General features: G+C 70.7%; 15 protein-coding genes. 13 read left to right on the plus strand and 2 right to left on the minus strand.

Annotated features, from left to right (window positions below; translation table 11 throughout):
• The first annotated feature begins 152 nt into the window (after positions 1-152).
• From NOD94_RS34265 to NOD94_RS34320, 12 genes are all read left to right on the plus strand, one after another.
• Positions 153-650, plus strand: coding sequence for a nuclear transport factor 2 family protein (locus NOD94_RS34265; protein WP_281210105.1), 498 nt, complete (start codon positions 153-155; stop codon positions 648-650).
• Between the two features lie 7 nt (positions 651-657).
• Positions 658-828 carry a hypothetical protein gene (locus NOD94_RS34270; protein ID WP_281210106.1) on the plus strand — a complete coding sequence of 57 codons (171 nt, stop codon included), beginning with the start codon at positions 658-660 and terminating at the stop codon, positions 826-828.
• A gap of 43 nt (positions 829-871) precedes the next feature.
• Entirely contained in the window at positions 872-1,849 is a 978-nt protein-coding gene (locus tag NOD94_RS34275) for an alpha/beta hydrolase (RefSeq protein WP_281210107.1), read from the plus strand.
• A 146-nt stretch (positions 1,850-1,995) separates the two neighbouring features.
• The gene (locus NOD94_RS34280) at positions 1,996-2,682 is read left to right on the plus strand and encodes a phosphoribosylanthranilate isomerase (RefSeq protein WP_281210108.1); all 687 of its coding nucleotides are present in this window, start codon (positions 1,996-1,998) and stop codon (positions 2,680-2,682) included.
• A gap of 109 nt (positions 2,683-2,791) precedes the next feature.
• Entirely contained in the window at positions 2,792-3,460 is a 669-nt protein-coding gene (gene upp, locus NOD94_RS34285; RefSeq protein ID WP_281210109.1) for a uracil phosphoribosyltransferase, read from the plus strand.
• Complete coding sequence (locus tag NOD94_RS34290) at positions 3,457-4,392, plus strand: EamA family transporter (RefSeq protein WP_281210110.1); 936 nt, start codon at positions 3,457-3,459, stop codon at positions 4,390-4,392. The genes upp and NOD94_RS34290 overlap by 4 nt, the downstream gene beginning before the upstream one ends.
• Before the next feature lie 135 nt (positions 4,393-4,527).
• Positions 4,528-4,761 carry a tautomerase family protein gene (locus NOD94_RS34295; RefSeq protein ID WP_281210111.1) on the plus strand — a complete coding sequence of 78 codons (234 nt, stop codon included), beginning with the start codon at positions 4,528-4,530 and terminating at the stop codon, positions 4,759-4,761.
• A 10-nt stretch (positions 4,762-4,771) separates the two neighbouring features.
• Complete coding sequence (locus NOD94_RS34300) at positions 4,772-5,716, plus strand: pseudouridine-5'-phosphate glycosidase (RefSeq protein WP_281210112.1); 945 nt, start codon at positions 4,772-4,774, stop codon at positions 5,714-5,716.
• A gap of 67 nt (positions 5,717-5,783) precedes the next feature.
• Complete coding sequence (locus NOD94_RS34305) at positions 5,784-6,866, plus strand: alkene reductase (protein WP_281210113.1); 1,083 nt, start codon at positions 5,784-5,786, stop codon at positions 6,864-6,866.
• A 14-nt stretch (positions 6,867-6,880) separates the two neighbouring features.
• Positions 6,881-7,822 (plus strand): ribose-phosphate diphosphokinase, encoded by a 942-nt coding sequence (locus NOD94_RS34310; protein WP_281210119.1) that lies wholly within the window; start codon positions 6,881-6,883, stop codon positions 7,820-7,822.
• Between the two features lie 306 nt (positions 7,823-8,128).
• A complete protein-coding gene (locus NOD94_RS34315; protein ID WP_281210114.1) occupies positions 8,129-11,974 on the plus strand; it encodes an amino acid adenylation domain-containing protein in 3,846 nt (1,281 codons plus the stop codon).
• A 284-nt stretch (positions 11,975-12,258) separates the two neighbouring features.
• Positions 12,259-13,095 (plus strand): AfsR/SARP family transcriptional regulator, encoded by an 837-nt coding sequence (locus NOD94_RS34320; RefSeq protein ID WP_281210115.1) that lies wholly within the window; start codon positions 12,259-12,261, stop codon positions 13,093-13,095.
• Positions 13,096-13,188: 93 nt separating this feature from the next.
• Here the strand turns inward: NOD94_RS34320 and NOD94_RS34325 are convergent, their stop codons facing one another.
• Together NOD94_RS34325 and NOD94_RS34330 are read right to left on the minus strand one after the other, a co-directional pair.
• Positions 13,189-14,133 carry a 3-hydroxyacyl-CoA dehydrogenase NAD-binding domain-containing protein gene (locus NOD94_RS34325; protein ID WP_281210116.1) on the minus strand — a complete coding sequence of 315 codons (945 nt, stop codon included), beginning with the start codon at positions 14,131-14,133 and terminating at the stop codon, positions 13,189-13,191.
• A 37-nt stretch (positions 14,134-14,170) separates the two neighbouring features.
• Complete coding sequence (locus tag NOD94_RS34330; protein WP_281210117.1) at positions 14,171-15,301, minus strand: acyl-CoA dehydrogenase family protein; 1,131 nt, start codon at positions 15,299-15,301, stop codon at positions 14,171-14,173.
• Between the two features lie 244 nt (positions 15,302-15,545).
• Between NOD94_RS34330 and rfbA the strand changes: the two genes are divergently transcribed.
• The gene (gene rfbA / locus NOD94_RS34335; protein WP_281210118.1) at positions 15,546-16,481 is read left to right on the plus strand and encodes a glucose-1-phosphate thymidylyltransferase RfbA; all 936 of its coding nucleotides are present in this window, start codon (positions 15,546-15,548) and stop codon (positions 16,479-16,481) included.
• Positions 16,482-16,554: the final 73 nt, after the last annotated feature.

Consider the following 16,554-nt stretch of genomic DNA (forward strand, 5'->3'; position numbering starts at 1 on the left):
GCCCTCAAAGGTTCTTGGTCCGCCTGGCTGAACTGGGCTCCCCTAACACGCGGAGCGCGCGGTTCTTATTAGGCGCCCACCCCGCCGGGGGGCGCGGCGGACCACGGTCCGTCGCGCCCCCCGTCCATGTACTCCGCACTTCTGGAGAGGTCATGCCTTCGACCCACGACGACATCGCCGACCTGCGCGAGCAGGTGAGGATCCTGCGCGACCGCGCCGACCTGCGCGACCTGTTCGACCGGTACGTCACCGCCCTCGACACGTACGGGGAGGCCGAGCCCGACGTCACCCGCTTCGCCGAACTGTTCACCGAGGACGTCACCTTCACCTTCCCGATCGGCACGTCCGAGGGGATCGGGGGCTTCACCGCCTTCCAGCGGGAGGCGGGGGCGCGCTGGGCGCGTTCGCACCACCTCGCCTCCAACCACTCCATCGTCCTCGACGCCGACCGGGCCACCCTGCGCGTGCAGCAGCTCACCTTCCACGTCCACCACGACGGGGACCGCTCCGCGCGGAACTTCGACGTCGGGGGCCACTGCGTGGCCGCCGCCGTGCGCACCGACTCCGGCTGGCGGCTGAACCGCGTCGCCTACCACGTCGTGTGGGACTCCGGCGACCGTCTGCCCGAGTTCGCCGGAGCCCGGCTGTGAGAACCCGGTGAACGCCGTGCAGATCGCCGGCTACTGGGTTCCGGCCCGGGACCCCGTACGCGAATCCGCGCACGCGGCGGCGCGGCCGTGCGCGCCGACGATGACCACGCTCCTGCGCCGCCGGGCCCGGTGGGGGCTCGCCGTCGCCCGCGGGCGGTCCGCGCGCCGCGGCCGCTGACCCGCTCCCACCCCGTCCGCCCGTACCGCCAGGAGGTTTCCGCATGGCCCCCTCACCGCCGCCCGGTGCGCCCGGGATCCGGGCCGTCACCCTCGACGGGGGCGGGATCCCGTTGTCCGGGCTGCTCGCCCTGCCCCCGGGGGACGCGCCCCGGGCCCTGGTCGTCGCCCTGCACGGCGCCGGGATGAGCGCGGGGTACTTCGACAGCCGGGCCCGGCCCGGTCTCTCCCTGCTGGAACTCGGCGCCTCGCTCGGCCACGCCGTCCTCGCCCTGGACCGGCCCGGGTACGGGGCCTCGGCCGCGGTGCTGCCCGAGGGGCAGGACCTGGCGGGACAGACCGCCACCCTGCTCGCCGCCCTGGAGGGCTTCGCCCGCGCGCGCGACATCGGCGCGGGCCTGCTTCTCGTCGCCCACTCCAACGGCGGCCGCCTCGCCCTGTCCACCGCCGCCGCCCTCGGCGCGGGCGGGCCGGGTCCGGACCGGTCGCCCACGGGCCCGGTCGTCGGCCCGCTGCTCGGCGTCGACGTCTCCGGGATCGCCCGGCGGTTGGCCGTGGATCGCGCCGCGCTGCCCGGCTCCGGCGGCCCCGTGCAGTGGCGCCGGCACTGGGGGGCGCTGCGGTTCTACCCGCCCGACGCCTTCCGGCTCGGGCAGGAACTGCTGCGGCCCGTACCGGCGGTGGAGGCCCGGGAGATCCTGGAGTGGCCCGCGGCGTACCCCGGCCTCGCCGCCCGGATCCGGGTTCCCGTCCGCTTCACCTTCGCCGAGCAGGAGCAATGGTGGAGGCACGATCCGGCCGCGGTGGAGGAATTACTCGCTCCGCTGTCGATGGCGTCCACTGAGGTGGTCCGCCAGCCCGACGCCGGCCACAACATCAGCCTGGGGTGGGCCGCCCGTTCCTACCACCTGCGTGTCCTGTCCTTCCTGGAAGAACGCCTACTGGCCCGGAACGTCGTCCGCGGTCCGGTCCTGACGGGCCCTGACCCGGACCTGAACAAGGTTGACGTGGATCTGACATAAAGCCCGTTGACCGGTGGATCGGTACCTACGAGGCTTTTCGTGAGCATCCCGTGACGTGTAACGAAATCCGTCATCACAGGGACACGTCCACTCGTTCTGCCGGTACCCGCTTGATTCAGCATGATTCATCCCGAAAAGGAACACACATGAGTGACGTGAAGGACCTGGTGCAGGTCGCCGGAATCATCGACGCCGAAGAGGCCAAGCTGCTGGCCGAGGAGGGCGTCGACTGGTTCGGTTTCCCGCTCCGCCTCCCGTCGGGCAAGGACGACATATCCGAGGCCGCGGCCACGGAGATCATCGCCGGCCTCACCGCCCCTCAGGAGGGCGTCCTCATCAGCTACCTGACGGACGCGGACGAGATCAGCGCGTTCACGACCCAGCTCGGTGTCAAGGCCGTCCAGCTCCACGGTGACGTGGAGCCGGAGCAGCTGCGCAAGCTCAAGGCCAACCGCCCCGACCTGTACGTGCTGAAGAGCCTGGTCGTGAAGGAGGACAACGCCGAGGAGCTGCTCCAGCTCGTCGACGACGTCGCCGAGTGGGTGGACATGTTCATCACCGACACCTTCAACCCGGCCACCGGCGCCAAGGGCGCCACCGGCCTCACCCACGACTGGAACGTCAGCGCGGAGCTCGTCCGCCGCTCGCCCAAGCCCCTGATGATGGCCGGCGGTCTGAGCCCGGAGAACGTCGCCGACGCGATCCGCTTCGTCAAGCCCGCCGCCGTCGACGCCCACAGCCTCCTGGAGGGCCCCGACGGCCGCAAGGACCGCGCCAAGGTCGCGAAGTTCGTGGCCGAGTCGCGCCGCGCCTTCGCCGAGATCGCTTCCTGATCCCGGCGGCACCTCCCGACCACGTGGCTGTGGCGGCCCGGGGGCCCTTCGCGGGGCCCCGGGGCCGGGCCGCAGCCCGTCTCCACCGACCGACGAGAAGCAGGTTCTCATGGCGACCGGCCACCACAACGTCCACCCGCTGCCGCAGACCAACCAGCTGCGGGCCATGCACACGATCATCCGCGACCGCGGTGCGTCCCGCGCGGACTTCGTGTTCTACTCCCGGCGCATCATCCGCCTCCTCCTGGAATCGGCGCTCGACCAGCTGCCGTTCGACAAGCACGAGGCCACCACGCCGGTCGGCGAGACCTACGACGGACTGAAGTTCGCCGCGAAGCTGTGCGCGGTGCCCGTGATCCGGGCCGGCGACTCCATGCTGGACGAGCTGCGCACCGTCGTGCCCGACGTCCGCGTCGGCAAGATCCTCATCCAGCGGGACAAGACCACCAAGCTCCCGCACCTCTTCTACAAGAACCTGCCGGACGACATCGCCGAGCGGCACATCCTGCTCCTGGAGCCGATGCTCGCCACCGGCGGCAGCGCCAACGCGGCCATCGAGGTGCTGCTGGAGGCGGGAGTGCGCGAGGAGAACATCGTCTTCGTGAACTTCATCGCCGCGCCCGAGGGGATCGAGGCCGTGCACCGCGTGCACCCGGCCGTCAAGATCGTCACCTCCTCGGTCGAACAGCGCCTGAACGAGAACGCGTTCATGATCCCGGGCATCGGCGACTTCGGCGACCGCTACTTCGGCACGACCGACTCGGCCGTGGTCCGATGAGGACCAGCCGCACGCTGACGGACTCCGCGCTCACCGCGCTGGCGCCGGCGATCTGGGGTTCGACCTACCTGGTCACCACCGAGTTCCTGCCGGCCGACCGGCCGCTGCTGGCATCGCTGCTGCGGGCCCTGCCCGCCGGCCTGATCCTGGTGCTGATCGGACGGACCCTGCCGCGCGGCATCTGGTGGTGGCGGGCCCTGGTCCTGGGCGTCCTGAACATCGGCGCCTTCTTCTACCTCCTCTTCGTGGCGGCCTACAACCTGCCCGGCGGCGTCGCGGCCCTGGTGATGTCCATCCAGCCGATGCTGGTGCTGCTGCTGGGCGCGCTCCTGTTGAAGGACAAGATCAAGCCGGTCCACGTGGCCGCCTGTGCGCTCGGCGCGGCCGGCGTGGCCCTGCTCGTCCTCCAGCCGAACGCCGGCCTCAACACGACGGGTGTCGTGGCGGGCCTGCTGGGCGCCGTCAGCATGGCCTCCGGCATCGTGCTCACCAAGCGCTGGGGCCGCCCCGAGGGCGTCGGCCTGCTGCCCTTCACGGGCTGGCAGCTGACCGTCGGCGGTCTGGTCCTGCTCCCGATCGCCCTGATCGGCGAGGGACTGCCCGACGAGATCACCGCCGAGAACCTCTGGGGCTTCGCCTACCTCGGCATCATCGGGGCCCTGTTCGCCTACGCCATCTGGTTCCGCGGCGTGCAGCGGCTCCCCGCCCTGGCCGTCTCGTTCCTGAGCTTCGCCTCGCCCCTGGCGGCCACCCTGCTCGGCTACTTCGTCCTCGACCAGGCGCTGTCGCCGCTCCAGATCGCCGGCGCCCTGACCGTGGTCGCGGCCGTCATCCTGGCCCAGCCCCGGGGCGGCAGGAACAAGCCGGAGCCGAAGTCCGAGCCGGACACCGAGCCCACCCCGACCAACACGCGGGAATCCGTACAGGCCTGACCGGCCTGCTTCCCGCCCCCGAGCTCCACGCCGGCCTGCCCCCGGGCCGGACGCGGAGTGGTGGTCGGCACACCGCGGCCTCCCCCGTCCGCGGTGTGCCTCCCACCCACGACGACCCGTGAGAGGACCGAGTCCGTGCCCCACATCCACGTCAGGCACTACCCGAGGAACTTCACGGCCGAGCAGCTCAGGGAGATCGACGAGGCGGTCACCGCCGCCGTGACGCGGACCTTCGCCACCGGCGAGGACACCGTCTCGATCTCCCTGGAGCCGGTCACACCGGAGGACTGGGAAACCCAGGTCCTCGACGAGATTGCGGCCCGCCGGGATCTGCTCCTCAAGGCGCCCGGCTACTGGAACGAGAGTTGAGAGAGCCCCGATGAGCGCAAGCAGCGGCATCCCCGTCGTCTACACCGAGGAGGTCCGCGAGGCCCTCCACGAAGGCCGGGCCGTCGTCGCCCTCGAAAGCAACGTCATCACGCACGGCCTGCCCTACCCGGACAACGCGGCCACCGCCCGCAAGGTGGAGGACGCCGTACGGGCCGGTGGCGCCGTGCCGGCGACGATCTGCATCGAGGCCGGCGAGATCCGGGTCGGCATGTCGGAGTCCGACGTCGAGCGGTTCGCCTCCCTGCCGGGCATCCCCAAGGTGTCCAGCCGGGACATGCCCGTCGTCCTCGCGCAGGGCGGACTGGGCGCCACCACGGTGGCGACCTCCGTCGTGGCGGCCGAGCTCGCGGGGATCCCCTTCTTCTCGTCCGCCGGCATCGGCGGTGTGCACCGGGGCGCCCAGGAGACCTGGGACGTCTCGTCGGACCTCATCCAGTTCACCCGCTCCAAGGTCGCCGTCGTCTGCGCGGGCGCGAAGATGATCCTCGACCTCGGCCTGACGCTGGAGTACCTGGAGACGCAGTGCGTCCCCGTCGTCGCCTACCGCTCGGACGACTTCCCCGCCTTCTACTGCCGAACGAGCGGCCACCGGGCGCCCCACCGCCTGGACGACGAGGAGCAGATCGCCCGCGCCATCGAGGCCCACTGGGCGCTCGGCAACAACAGCTCCTTCCTCATCACGACCCCGGTCCGTGAGGAGGACGCCATCGACTCGGGCGAGGTCGACACGGCCATCCGGGCCGCCGTCGCCGAGGCCACCCGCGACGGGGTCTCCGGCCAGGGCATCACCAAGTACCTGATGCGCGCCGTCGACGCCGCCACCGACGGCCGGTCCGCCCGCGCCAACATGGCCGTCCTCGCCACCTGCGCCGAAGCGGCGGGTCGCCTCGCCGTCGCGCACTCCCGCCACCTCGCCGAGCGCGCGGGCGGCTGATCCGCCGCGCCCTCCGGCGTTCCCGCTCCACTCCGTACCACGCGTTGACCCGAATCTGGAGAGTCACATGTCCGAGAAGCTGTTCGAGCCGGTCACTCTGGGGAAGCTGGCCCTGAGCAACCGAGTGGTCATGGCACCCATGTCCCGCAACCGCGCCACCGCCGAAGGCCTGGCCACCGACCTGATGGCCACCTACTACGGCCAGCGGGCCGGCGCCGGCCTCATCATCAGCGAGGGCGTCCAGCCCAGCGTCGTCGGTCAGGGCTTCGGCAACAGCCCGGGCCTGCACTCCGAGGCCCAGGTCGAGTCCTGGAAGCCCGTCACCGAGGCGGTGCACGCGGCCGGCGGCAAGATCGTCGCGCAGCTCATGCACGCGGGCCGCATCGGCCACCCGGACCTGTACCCGAGCGGCCACCGGTCCGTCGCCCCGTCCGCGGTCACCGCGGCCGGCCAGGCCTACGGTCCCGCGGGCCCGCTGGACTACCCGGAGCCGCGCGCGCTGACGGTCGAGGAGATCGCCGAGGTCGTCAAGGAGTTCGCCGACGCCGCGCAGAACGCGATCGAGGCCGGCTTCGACGGGGTCGAGGTCCACGCGGGCAACGGATTCCTGCTCCACCAGTTCCTGGCGGAGAACTCGAACCGGCGCACCGACCAGTACGGCGGCCCGATCGAGAACCGCGTCCGCTTCGCGATCGAGGTGATCGAGGCGGTCTCCGAGCGCATCGGCGCCGACCGCGTCGGCGTGCGCATCTCGCCGGCCAACCCGTACAACGACATCGTCGAGGGCGACACCCGGGCCATCTACGAGGCGCTCGTCGCGGCCCTGCCGCCCATCGCCTTCATCCACCTCCTGGAGGGCGGCGACCGCGACCACACCGCGGCCCTGCGCGCCCAGTGGACCGGCACGATCATCCTGTGCCCGCACCCGGAGAACGGCGTCGCGGTCTCCAAGGCCATCGCCACCGAGGCGCTGGAGACCGGCGTCGGCTGCGCCATCGCCTTCGGCTCGGCTTTCATCGCCAACCCGGACCTGGTCGAGCGCCTGCGCACCGACGCCCCGCTGGCCCAGGACGACACGACCAAGTGGTACGGCGGCGACCACACCGGCTACACCGACTACCCGACGCACGCCGCGGCCGGCGCGGCGTGAGCGACTCCGGGCAGATGCTGCTCTTCTCGGGGCGGGCGCACCCCGGGCTCGCCGAGGCCATCTCGGCCGAGCTCGGTACGACGCTCGTCCCGACGAAGGCGATCGACTTCGCCAACGGCGAGATCTACATCCGCTACCACGCCTCCGTGCGCGGCGCCGACTGCTTCGTGGTCCAGAGCCACACGGCCCCCATCAACAAGTCGATCATGGAACAGCTCATCATGATCGACGCGCTGAAGCGGGCCTCCGCGCGGAGCATCACGGTGATCCTGCCGTTCTACGGATACGCGCGGCAGGACCGCAAGCACAGCGGCCGGGAGCCCATCTCGGCCCGCCTGGTGGCGGACCTGCTCAAGACCGCCGGCGCGGACCGGATCCTCACGGTCGACCTGCACGCGGACCAGATCCAGGGCTTCTTCGACGGCCCCGTCGACCACCTCTTCGCCATGCCGGTCCTCGCGGACTACATAGGCGCCAAGGTGGACCGCGAGTCCCTCACGGTGGTCTCGCCCGACGCCGGCCGCGTGCGCGTGGCGGACGGCTGGTGCGACCGGCTGGGGGCGCCGCTGGCCATCGTCCACAAGCGGCGCGACAAGGACGTGGCCCACCAGGTCACGGCCCACGAGGTCGTCGGCGACGTCCGCGACCGGGTCTGCGTCCTGGTCGACGACATGATCGACACCGGCGGCACGATCTGTGCCGCGGCCGACGCCCTGTTCGCGCAGGGCGCGCGGGACGTCATCGTGGCGGCCACCCACGGCGTGCTCTCCGGGCCCGCCGCGGACCGGCTGAAGAACTCGCGCGTCAGCGAGTTCGTCTTCACGGACACCCTCCCGGTGCCCGGGGCCCTCGGACTGGACAAGGTCACCGTCCTGTCGATCGCCCCGCTCATCGCGAGCGCGTCCCGTGAGGTGTTCGAGAACGGATCGGTGACCCGGCTGCTGCAAGGCCGGTGACCGCCCGGACGGGCGGGCCGACGGGGGCCCGTCCGTCCGTACGGGAAAACAGGCGCACCCGCCTGCCGATCCGCTCCCACCGGGCGCCGCGGCCACGGCCCGGCGCCCCCGCTCTTCGGTTTCTCCTCGCCGAGTCGCCACCTCGGCTTCTGACGGTTCACCGCACCGCGGCGTCCGCCTCGCGCGGAGGTCCCCCCACGAACGGTGAGCCGTCGCACCACCGGGCCCGCCGCAACGCCGGAGCCCGGTGGGCGCGGGCGTCCGAGCACGCCCGCTGTTCCACAACGGAAAGTAAGGAAGCGGGAAATGACTCTTCAGGAGACCAGCGTGCTCGAGCCCACCCTTCGCGGGACCAAGACGTTGCCGGGCCTGCTCGCAGAGCGGGTCGCCGAGCACCCGGACGCGACCGCCGTCATCTACCGTGACGACAAGCTCACCTACCGGGAACTGGCCGCCAGGAGCTCAGGACTGGCCGATTACCTCAGACACCTCGGCGTCTCGGCGGACGACTGCGTCGGCCTCTTCGTCGAGCCCTCGCTCGACCTGATGATCGGCGCCTGGGGCATCCTGTCCGCCGGCGGCGCCTACCTGCCGCTGTCCCCGGAGTACCCGGAGGACCGGCTGCGCTACATGATCGAGAACAGCCAGGCGAAGATCATCCTGGTCCAGCAGCGCCTGGTGTCCCGGCTCCGCGAGCTGGCTCCGAAGGACGTCACCGTCATCACGCTGCGCGAGTCCGAGGCGTTCGTCGTGCCCGACGGGCTCCCGACGGCCGCGGCGACGGGCGCGCGCCCGGACAGCCTGGCCTACGTCATCTACACCTCCGGCAGCACCGGCAAGCCCAAGGGCGTGATGATCGAGCACGACTCGATCGTCAGCCAGCTCGGCTGGCTCCGCGAGGCGCACGGCATCGACCGCTCCAAGGTCGTCCTGCAGAAGACCCCGATGAGCTTCGACGCCGCGCAGTGGGAGATCCTCTCCCCGGCCAACGGCACCACCGTCGTCATGGGCGCCCCCGGCGTCTACGCCGACCCCGAGGGCCTCATCGAGACCATCGTCAAGCACGGCGTGACCTCCCTCCAGTGCGTTCCGACGCTGCTCCAGGGCCTCATCGACACCGAGAAGTTCCCCACCTGCACCTCGCTGCAGCAGATCTTCAGCGGCGGCGAGGCCCTCTCCCGCATCCTGGCGACCCAGGCCACGCAGGAGATGCCGGGCCGCGCCCTGATCAACCTGTACGGGCCGACCGAGTGCACCATCAACTCGTCCTCGTACACCGTCGACCCGGCCGCCCTGGACGAGGGACCGCAGTCCATCTCCATCGGCAGCCCCGTCAACGGCACCGGGTACCACATCCTCGACAAGGACCTGTCGCCCATCGGCGTCGGCGAGATCGGCGAGCTGTACATATCCGGCGTCCAGCTGGCGCGCGGCTACCTGCACCGCCCCGACCTGACCGCCGAGCGCTTCCTGGAGGTCGAGCTCACAGAGGGCGCCCCGCCCGTGCGCCTGTACAAGACGGGCGACCTGGGCCAGTGGAACCCGGACGGCACCGTGCAGTTCGCCGGCCGCGCCGACAACCAGGTCAAGCTGCGCGGCTACCGCGTCGAGCTGGACGAGATCTCCCTGGCGATCGAGAACCACGACTGGGTCCGCAACGCCGCCGTCATCGTCAAGAACGACGGCCGTACCGGCTTCCAGAACCTGATCGCCTGCGTCGAGCTGAGCGAGAAGGAAGCCGCCCTGATGGACCAGGGCAACCACGGCTCCCACCACGCCTCGAAGAAGAGCAAGCTCCAGGTCAAGGCACAGCTGTCCAACCCGGGCCTGCGCGACGACTCGGAGCTGGCCGGACGCGCCACGTACGACCTGCCCGGCGCCCAGGCGACCCCGGAGCAGCGCGGCCGGGTGTTCGCCCGCAAGACGTACCGCTTCTTCGAGGGCGGCCCGGTCACCGAGGCCACCCTGCTGGAACTGCTCGGCGCGCAGGTCGCCTCGGCCTACTCGCGCAAGGCCGCCGACCTGGCGCCCGCCGAACTGGGCCAGATCCTGCGCTGGTTCGGCCAGTACGTCAGCGAGGAGCGGCTGCTCCCCAAGTACGGCTACGCCTCCCCGGGCGCGCTGTACGCGACGCAGATGTACTTCGAGCTGGAGGGCGTCGCCGGGCTGAAGCCCGGTTACTACTACTACCAGCCGGTGCGTCACCAGCTGGTCCTCATCAGCGAGAAGACCCCGACCGGCCGGCCCACCGCCCACGTCCACTTCATGGGCAAGAAGGGCGGCATCGAGCCGGTCTACAAGAACAACATCCAGGAAGTCCTGGAGATCGAGACCGGGCACATCGTCGGCCTGTTCGAGCAGGTGCTGCCCGCGTACGGCCTCGACATCCGGGACCTGGGCTACGAGCCCGCCGTCCGCGAGCGCCTCGACGTGCCGGAGGAGGACTTCTACCTGGGCACCTTCGAGCTGGTCCCGCACGCCGGGCAGCGCGAGGACCACGCCGAGGTCTACCTCCAGACGCACGGCGCCAAGGTCGCGGGCCTGCCCGCCGGCCAGTACCGCTACGCCGACGGCGCGCTCACCCGCTTCTCGGACGACGTCGTCCTCAAGAAGCACGTCATCGCGATCAACCAGTCGGTGTACGAGGCCGCGAGCTTCGGCATCACGGTCGTCAGCCGGGCGCCCGAGGCGTGGATGCACTACGTCACCCTCGGCAAGAAGCTCCAGCACCTGATGATGAACGGGCTCGGCCTGGGCTTCATGTCCTCCGGCTACAGCTCCAAGACCGGCAACCCGCTGCCCGCGGCGCGCCGGATGGACACCGTCCTGACGGAGCGCGGCGTGCCGAGCGGCCCGTCGTACTTCTTCGTCGGCGGTCGCGTCAGCGACGAGCAGCTCGGCCACGAGGGCATGCGCGAGGACACCGTCCACATGCGCGGTCCGGCGGAGATGATCCGTGACGACCTCGTCAGCTTCCTGCCGGACTACATGATCCCGAACCGGGTCGTGGTCTTCGACCGGCTGCCGCTGTCGGCCAACGGCAAGATCGACGGGAAGGCGCTGGCCGCCTCCGACCAGGTCAACGCCGAGCTCGTGGAGCGTCCCTTCGTCGCCCCGCGCACCGAGACCGAGAAGGAGATCGCGGAGGTCTGGGCGAAGTCCCTGCGCCGCGAGAGCGTCTCGGTCCAGGACGACTTCTTCGAGTCGGGCGGCAACTCGCTGATCGCCGTCGGCCTGATCCGCGAGCTCAACTCGCGCCTGGGCGTCTCCCTGCCGCTGCAGAGCGTCCTGGAGTCCCCGACGGTCGAGAAGCTCGCCCGGCGCCTGGAGCGCGAGGTCGCGCAGGAGTCCTCCCGCCTGGTGCGACTGCACCAGGAGGGCACCGGCCGGCCGGTGCTGTGCTGGCCGGGCCTGGGCGGCTACCCGATGAACCTGCGCACCCTGGCGGGCGAGATCGGCCTGGGCCGCTCGTTCTACGGCATCCAGGCACACGGGATCAACGAGGGCGAGAGCCCGTACGCGAGCATCGGCGAGATGGCCGCGGCCGACATCGCGGCCATCAAGGAGCTCCAGCCGAGCGGCCCCTACACCCTGTGGGGCTACTCCTTCGGTGCCCGGGTCGCCTTCGAGACCGCCTACCAGCTGGAGCAGGCGGGCGAGACGGTCGAGAACCTCTTCCTGATCGCCCCGGGATCGCCGGCGGTGCGCGCCGAGAACGGCGCCCAGTACGGCCGTGAGGCCTCGTACGCGAACAAGGCGTACACGACGATCCTGTTCTCCGTGTTCACCGGCAGCATCAGCGGCCCGGACCTGGAGAAGTGCCTGGAGGTCGGCAAGGACGAGCAGTCCTTCGCCGAGTTCATCGGCGAGCTCAAGGGCATCGACGTCGACCTCGCGAAGCGCATCATCGACGTCGTGGGCCAGACGTACGAGTTCGAGTACTCGTTCCACGAGCTGGCCGAGCGCACCCTCACCGCGCCGGTGACCATCTTCAAGGCCCGGGGTGACGACTACTCGTTCATCGAGAACAGCAGCGGCTACTCGGCCACGCCGCCGACGGTCATCGACCTCGACGCCGACCACTACAGCCTGTTGCGCACGCCCGACATCGGCGAGCTGGTGAAGCACATCCGATACCTGCTCGGAGAGTAGTGGCGGACCGGTCGGAGACCGGTCACCGACCGCGGCCGCCCCGCCGGAGGAATCCGGCGGGGCGGCCGCATTTTTTTCGGTTCTGACACAAGGAAAAGAAAACTGTGCTCAGGGCGCCGGGTCGTGACGCAAATTGACGGCATTCTGACATGTGTCCGGTTGACGCGCATATTCGTCCTACAAGAGACTTTTTATAATTGCAGGCGGACGGCCCATTGCTTTCCCGACTCCGTCGACGACCGCTCTGAAATTGCCGTTGTCTTGCTGACGAGGAGTTACATTCCATGCGTTTCAATCTCATTGGACCCTTCGAGATCGTCGCGGACGACGGCAGGATCTACCGCCCGGGCACCCCGAAGGTCTGTCAGACGCTCGCACTGCTGCTCACACGGCCCAACGAGATCGTCACGGCCGACGCCCTCATCCAAGAACTCTGGGGCGAAAGCCCGCCGCGCAGCGCGGTCACGACGCTCCAGACGTACGTCTACCACGCACGCAGGATGTTCGCGAACGAGTCGCTGGCACCCGCCGGCCGGTCCCTGATCGTCACCAGCGCACCCGGATACGCGATCCAGGTCGAGGATTCCGAGATCGACATCCGGATATTCGAGAAGCTCGTCGCCCAGTCCCGTATGGAATTGAGCGACGGCGACGCACTCGGCGCCCTGCGGACCGTCCGCGAGGCCCTCGACCTGTGGCGCGGCCCGGCCCTGTCGAACTTCCCCGCGGGCGACATGCTCACGGGCCACATCGTGCACCTGGAAGAACTGCGCATCCGGGCGTTCGAGATCCGCATCGAGTGCGAGGAGCGGCTCGGCTGGCACCGCGAATCCATACCGGAGCTCCGCAAGCTCATCAACGACTACCCGCTCAACGAATGGTTCCACGGCCAGCTGATCGGCGCCCTCGGCGCCGCGGGCCGCCGCGCGGAGGCCCTCCAGGCCTACCAGAACGTACGCCGGCTGCTCGCCGACGAACTCGGCCTGGAGCCCTCGCTGGAGCTCAAGCAGCTCCAGGCGCGCCTGCTCAGCCCCCTGCCGCACAAGTCCACCCCGCCCCGGGTCCCCGCACAGGACCGCACCGAACAGCGCGAGCAGGTCGCCACGAGTAGCGGCGCCTGACCGCGCGCACCCGCGAACGCGAGAGTCCCGGTACGGCCCGCGGGCCGAACCGGGACTCGTCCCGTCACACCGGCGCCCGACGGCGCCGGCACCTCACTTCCGCTCCGACACCTCGGCGAGGGAACGCAGGATCGCGGTCTGCTTCGCGTCGCGCTCGCGCACGTGCTCCTCGTACGTCTTCGCCCCGTACGCCTTCTCCGCCTGCTCGATCAGCGACTCCACGGTCTCGGGGTCCATCGACGGCCGGCCGAGCTGCTCCCAGCCGCGCTCCAGACCGGAACCGAGCGTGCCCAGCCACTTGCGCAGACCGCCCTGGCCGCCGCCCAGGTGGAAGGCGAGGAACGGGCCGACCGTCGCCCAGCGCAGCCCGATCGAGTGCGTGACCACACGGTCGAGTTCCTCCAACGTGACGACGCCCTCGCGCACCAGGTGGACGGCCTCGCGCAGCAGCGCCGACTGCAAGCGGTTCGCCGCGAACGCCATCAGCGGCTTGTGCAGCACGACCGGCACCCGGCCGACCGACTCGAAGAACGCGACCGCCTCCTCGACGGCCGCGGCCGAGGTCCGCTCCCCGGCCACGACCTCCACCAACGGCACCACGTGCGGCGGGTTGAAGGGGTGACCCACGACCAGCCGCGCCGAGTCGGCCATCCGCGCGCCCATGTCGTCGGGGTTCAAGGTGGAGGTGGACGACAACAACAGCGCCCCCGCCGGGGCGGCCCTGCCGATCCGCTCGTACAGCTCCTGCTTCAGCTCCAGGTTCTCCGGAGCGTTCTCCACGACGACGTCGGCGTCCGCCACCGCCCGTTCCAGGTCCGGCTCGAAGCTGAGGCGCTCCGCGAAGCCCGCCGGATCCGCGCAGCCGTCGGGCAGGTACGGCGCGAAGAGCTCCAGCCCCTCGGCCACGATCCGCGGCGCGTCCTCGCGCCGACTGTTGACCCGTACGTTCAGCCCGTGGCCCAGGAACAGGGCGATCCAGCCCAGTCCGATGGTGCCCGCGCCGATCACCGTGACGGTACGCCGGTCTTCCCCGCTCATGTCTGTTCTCCCACGTCGAATTGATCTGTAGTGCGGGTCACGAGGAGCAGAGCCCGTCGACGGGATCCACGAGCCGTGACCCGTAGGCATCGCCGACCGGATCGAATTCCAGCGCCACGTGGCTGGACAGGCTGTGCACGTCGCGCCAGATCCGCTGCAACGGATGCCCGGCGAGCTGCGCCGCACTGCCCGCGGAACGCAGCAGCCGCTCCACGACGTCGACGAGTTGCTCCACCGCGAACGCGCAGTCGGCCGGGCTGCGCACCAGCTCCAGCTCCGACGCCCGCGGTGCGTCCGCGATCCGGGCGGCCCGCGCCAGCAGCAGCGCCGCCCCGTCGACGGCGATCACCGAGCGGGCGAGCGACAACCGCAGCCCGCGGTCCTCACCGGCCGTCCCGGCACCCGAGCCCTCCGCCCACAGGCGCAGCGCGGCCCGGGCCGCGCCGAGCGCCGGCGCCCCGAACAGCACCCCGCTGAGCAGGCGCAGCGGAGCAGTGTGACAGCGGGCGTCGGAACCGACGCTGCGCCCCTCGATCATGTCCTGCCGGGCGAACCCGCGGTGCGAGGGGACGAAAACGTTGTCGGCGAGCAACGTGTTGCTGCCGGTGCCGCGCATCCCGACGGACGCCCAGGTGTCGGCGACCTGGTAGTCCTGGCGGGGGAGGGCGAAGAACCACGGTGCCTGGCGTTCGCCGTCCTGCGGCACGAGCGCGCACACCAGGGCCCACTCGGAGAACCCGACCGCGCTGGTGAAGTCCCACTCGCCGGTCACCCGCCAGCCGCCGTTGACCGCGGTGGCGCTGCCGCGCGGCATCAGCGCACCCACGACGGGCGTGTTCGCGCCCCTCGCCCACAGCTCTTCCTGTCCGGCCTCGGGGAGGAAGGCCCCCATCCGCCCGGCACCCGCGATGACCGAGGCGCACCAGGCGGTGGAAGTACACCCCTGGGCGAGGACGTCGAGCGCGTCGAGCAGACCGGAGGCCGACCCGGCGTCGCCGCCCCAGCGGGCGGGGACGAACCGTCGGGCGAAACCCGCGTCGACGATCCCGTCGGTCACCGTCCGCGACAGCATGCGATCGGAGTCGGCCCGGTCCGCGTAGTGAACCGCCACGGAGGCCAACTCCTCCGCCCTGAACAGCAGATCGGAGTCCGACGTCGGGCTCGGCATGCGTACCACTTCCTTGTTTGTCGGTGGCGTCGCGCCAGGCGGGTGGCAATGCGGCCAACCCTGACCCCGCCGCATCCAGCTCCGCTGGAAGTCCGCTCGACGGAGGACCACTGGAGGATCGTCCCGGCCCACCTGGACAACGGTCCTGGTACGTCTCGACTCGCGCTCGACCGTTGCCGCGCAGCCTCGAACGGCCATGGGCTCGTGACGGCCATGGCCCCACGACGACGCGAGGTGACCATCAGTGAAGGGAATCATTCTGGCCGGAGGCAGCGGCACCCGGCTCTACCCCATCACCCTGGGGGTGTCCAAGCAGCTGCTGCCCGTCTACGACAAGCCGATGATCTACTACCCGTTGTCGGTCCTGATGCTGGCTGGGATCCGCGACATCCTCATCATCTCGTCGCCCCGTGACCTGCCCCAGTTCCGTGAGGTGCTCGGCGACGGGAGCGCCCTCGGCATCAAGCTCTCGTACGCCGAACAGCAGCATCCGCGCGGGCTCGCGGAGGCCTTCACCATCGGGGAGGACCACATCGGTGACGACTCCGTCGCGCTGGTCCTCGGCGACAACATCTTCCACGGCCCCGGGTTCTCGCTGCTGCTCCAGGACCACATGCCGCACACCGACGGCGCGCTCCTCTTCGGATACCCGGTACGGGACCCCGAGCGGTACGGCGTCGGCGAGGCCGACGAGCAGGGGCGCCTGATCTCCCTGGAGGAGAAGCCGGCGAAGCCCCGCTCCAACCGTGCCATCACCGGCCTGTACTTCTACGACAACGACGTCGTCTCCATCGCCCGCGGCCTGCGCCCCTCACCCCGCGGCGAGCTGGAGATCACCGACATCAACCTGGACTACCTGGCCCGCGGCAAGGCCAACCTGGTGGACCTCGGCCGGGGCTTCACCTGGCTCGACACCGGCACCCACGACTCGCTCCTCGACGCCGGCCAGTACATCCAGACCCTGGAACACCGCCAGGGCCTGCGCATCGCCTGCATCGAGGAGGTCGCCCTGCGCATGGGCTACATCGACGCGGAGCAGGCCTACCGGATGGGGAAGTTCCTCGGGAAGTCCGGGTACGGGCGGTACGTCATGGAGATCGCCGAGTCGCTGCGCGACGCCGGCCCGGAGGAGATCGCCGGGACCCTGGGCAGGCGGCAGTTCGACGGTTGGGCGGCCTGACGGCGGGCCCGTGGACGCGGGGGCCCGTACCTACCACGACCACGGCCGGGGCCCGGCGGACGCATCGCGTCCG

The organism is Streptomyces sp. Isolate_45 (genome assembly GCF_024721315.2).
Lineage (GTDB): Bacteria > Actinomycetota > Actinomycetes > Streptomycetales > Streptomycetaceae > Streptomyces.

What these genes read in the sequence shown, in the direction of transcription:
- NOD94_RS34310 (WP_281210119.1), top strand. Translation starts at nt 6,881, where the DNA reads ATGCTGCTCTTCTCGGGGCGGGCGCACCCCGGGCTCGCCGAGGCCATC.
- NOD94_RS34320 (WP_281210115.1), top strand. Translation starts at nt 12,259, where the DNA reads ATGCGTTTCAATCTCATTGGACCCTTCGAGATCGTCGCGGACGACGGC.
- NOD94_RS34265 (WP_281210105.1), top strand. Translation starts at nt 153, where the DNA reads ATGCCTTCGACCCACGACGACATCGCCGACCTGCGCGAGCAGGTGAGG.
- NOD94_RS34325 (WP_281210116.1), bottom strand. Translation starts at nt 14,133, where the DNA reads ATGAGCGGGGAAGACCGGCGTACCGTCACGGTGATCGGCGCGGGCACC.
- NOD94_RS34290 (WP_281210110.1), top strand. Translation starts at nt 3,457, where the DNA reads ATGAGGACCAGCCGCACGCTGACGGACTCCGCGCTCACCGCGCTGGCG.
- NOD94_RS34305 (WP_281210113.1), top strand. Translation starts at nt 5,784, where the DNA reads ATGTCCGAGAAGCTGTTCGAGCCGGTCACTCTGGGGAAGCTGGCCCTG.
- NOD94_RS34330 (WP_281210117.1), bottom strand. Translation starts at nt 15,301, where the DNA reads ATGCCGAGCCCGACGTCGGACTCCGATCTGCTGTTCAGGGCGGAGGAG.
- upp (WP_281210109.1), top strand. Translation starts at nt 2,792, where the DNA reads ATGGCGACCGGCCACCACAACGTCCACCCGCTGCCGCAGACCAACCAG.
- NOD94_RS34280 (WP_281210108.1), top strand. Translation starts at nt 1,996, where the DNA reads ATGAGTGACGTGAAGGACCTGGTGCAGGTCGCCGGAATCATCGACGCC.
- NOD94_RS34300 (WP_281210112.1), top strand. Translation starts at nt 4,772, where the DNA reads ATGAGCGCAAGCAGCGGCATCCCCGTCGTCTACACCGAGGAGGTCCGC.
- NOD94_RS34275 (WP_281210107.1), top strand. Translation starts at nt 872, where the DNA reads ATGGCCCCCTCACCGCCGCCCGGTGCGCCCGGGATCCGGGCCGTCACC.
- NOD94_RS34315 (WP_281210114.1), top strand. Translation starts at nt 8,129, where the DNA reads ATGACTCTTCAGGAGACCAGCGTGCTCGAGCCCACCCTTCGCGGGACC.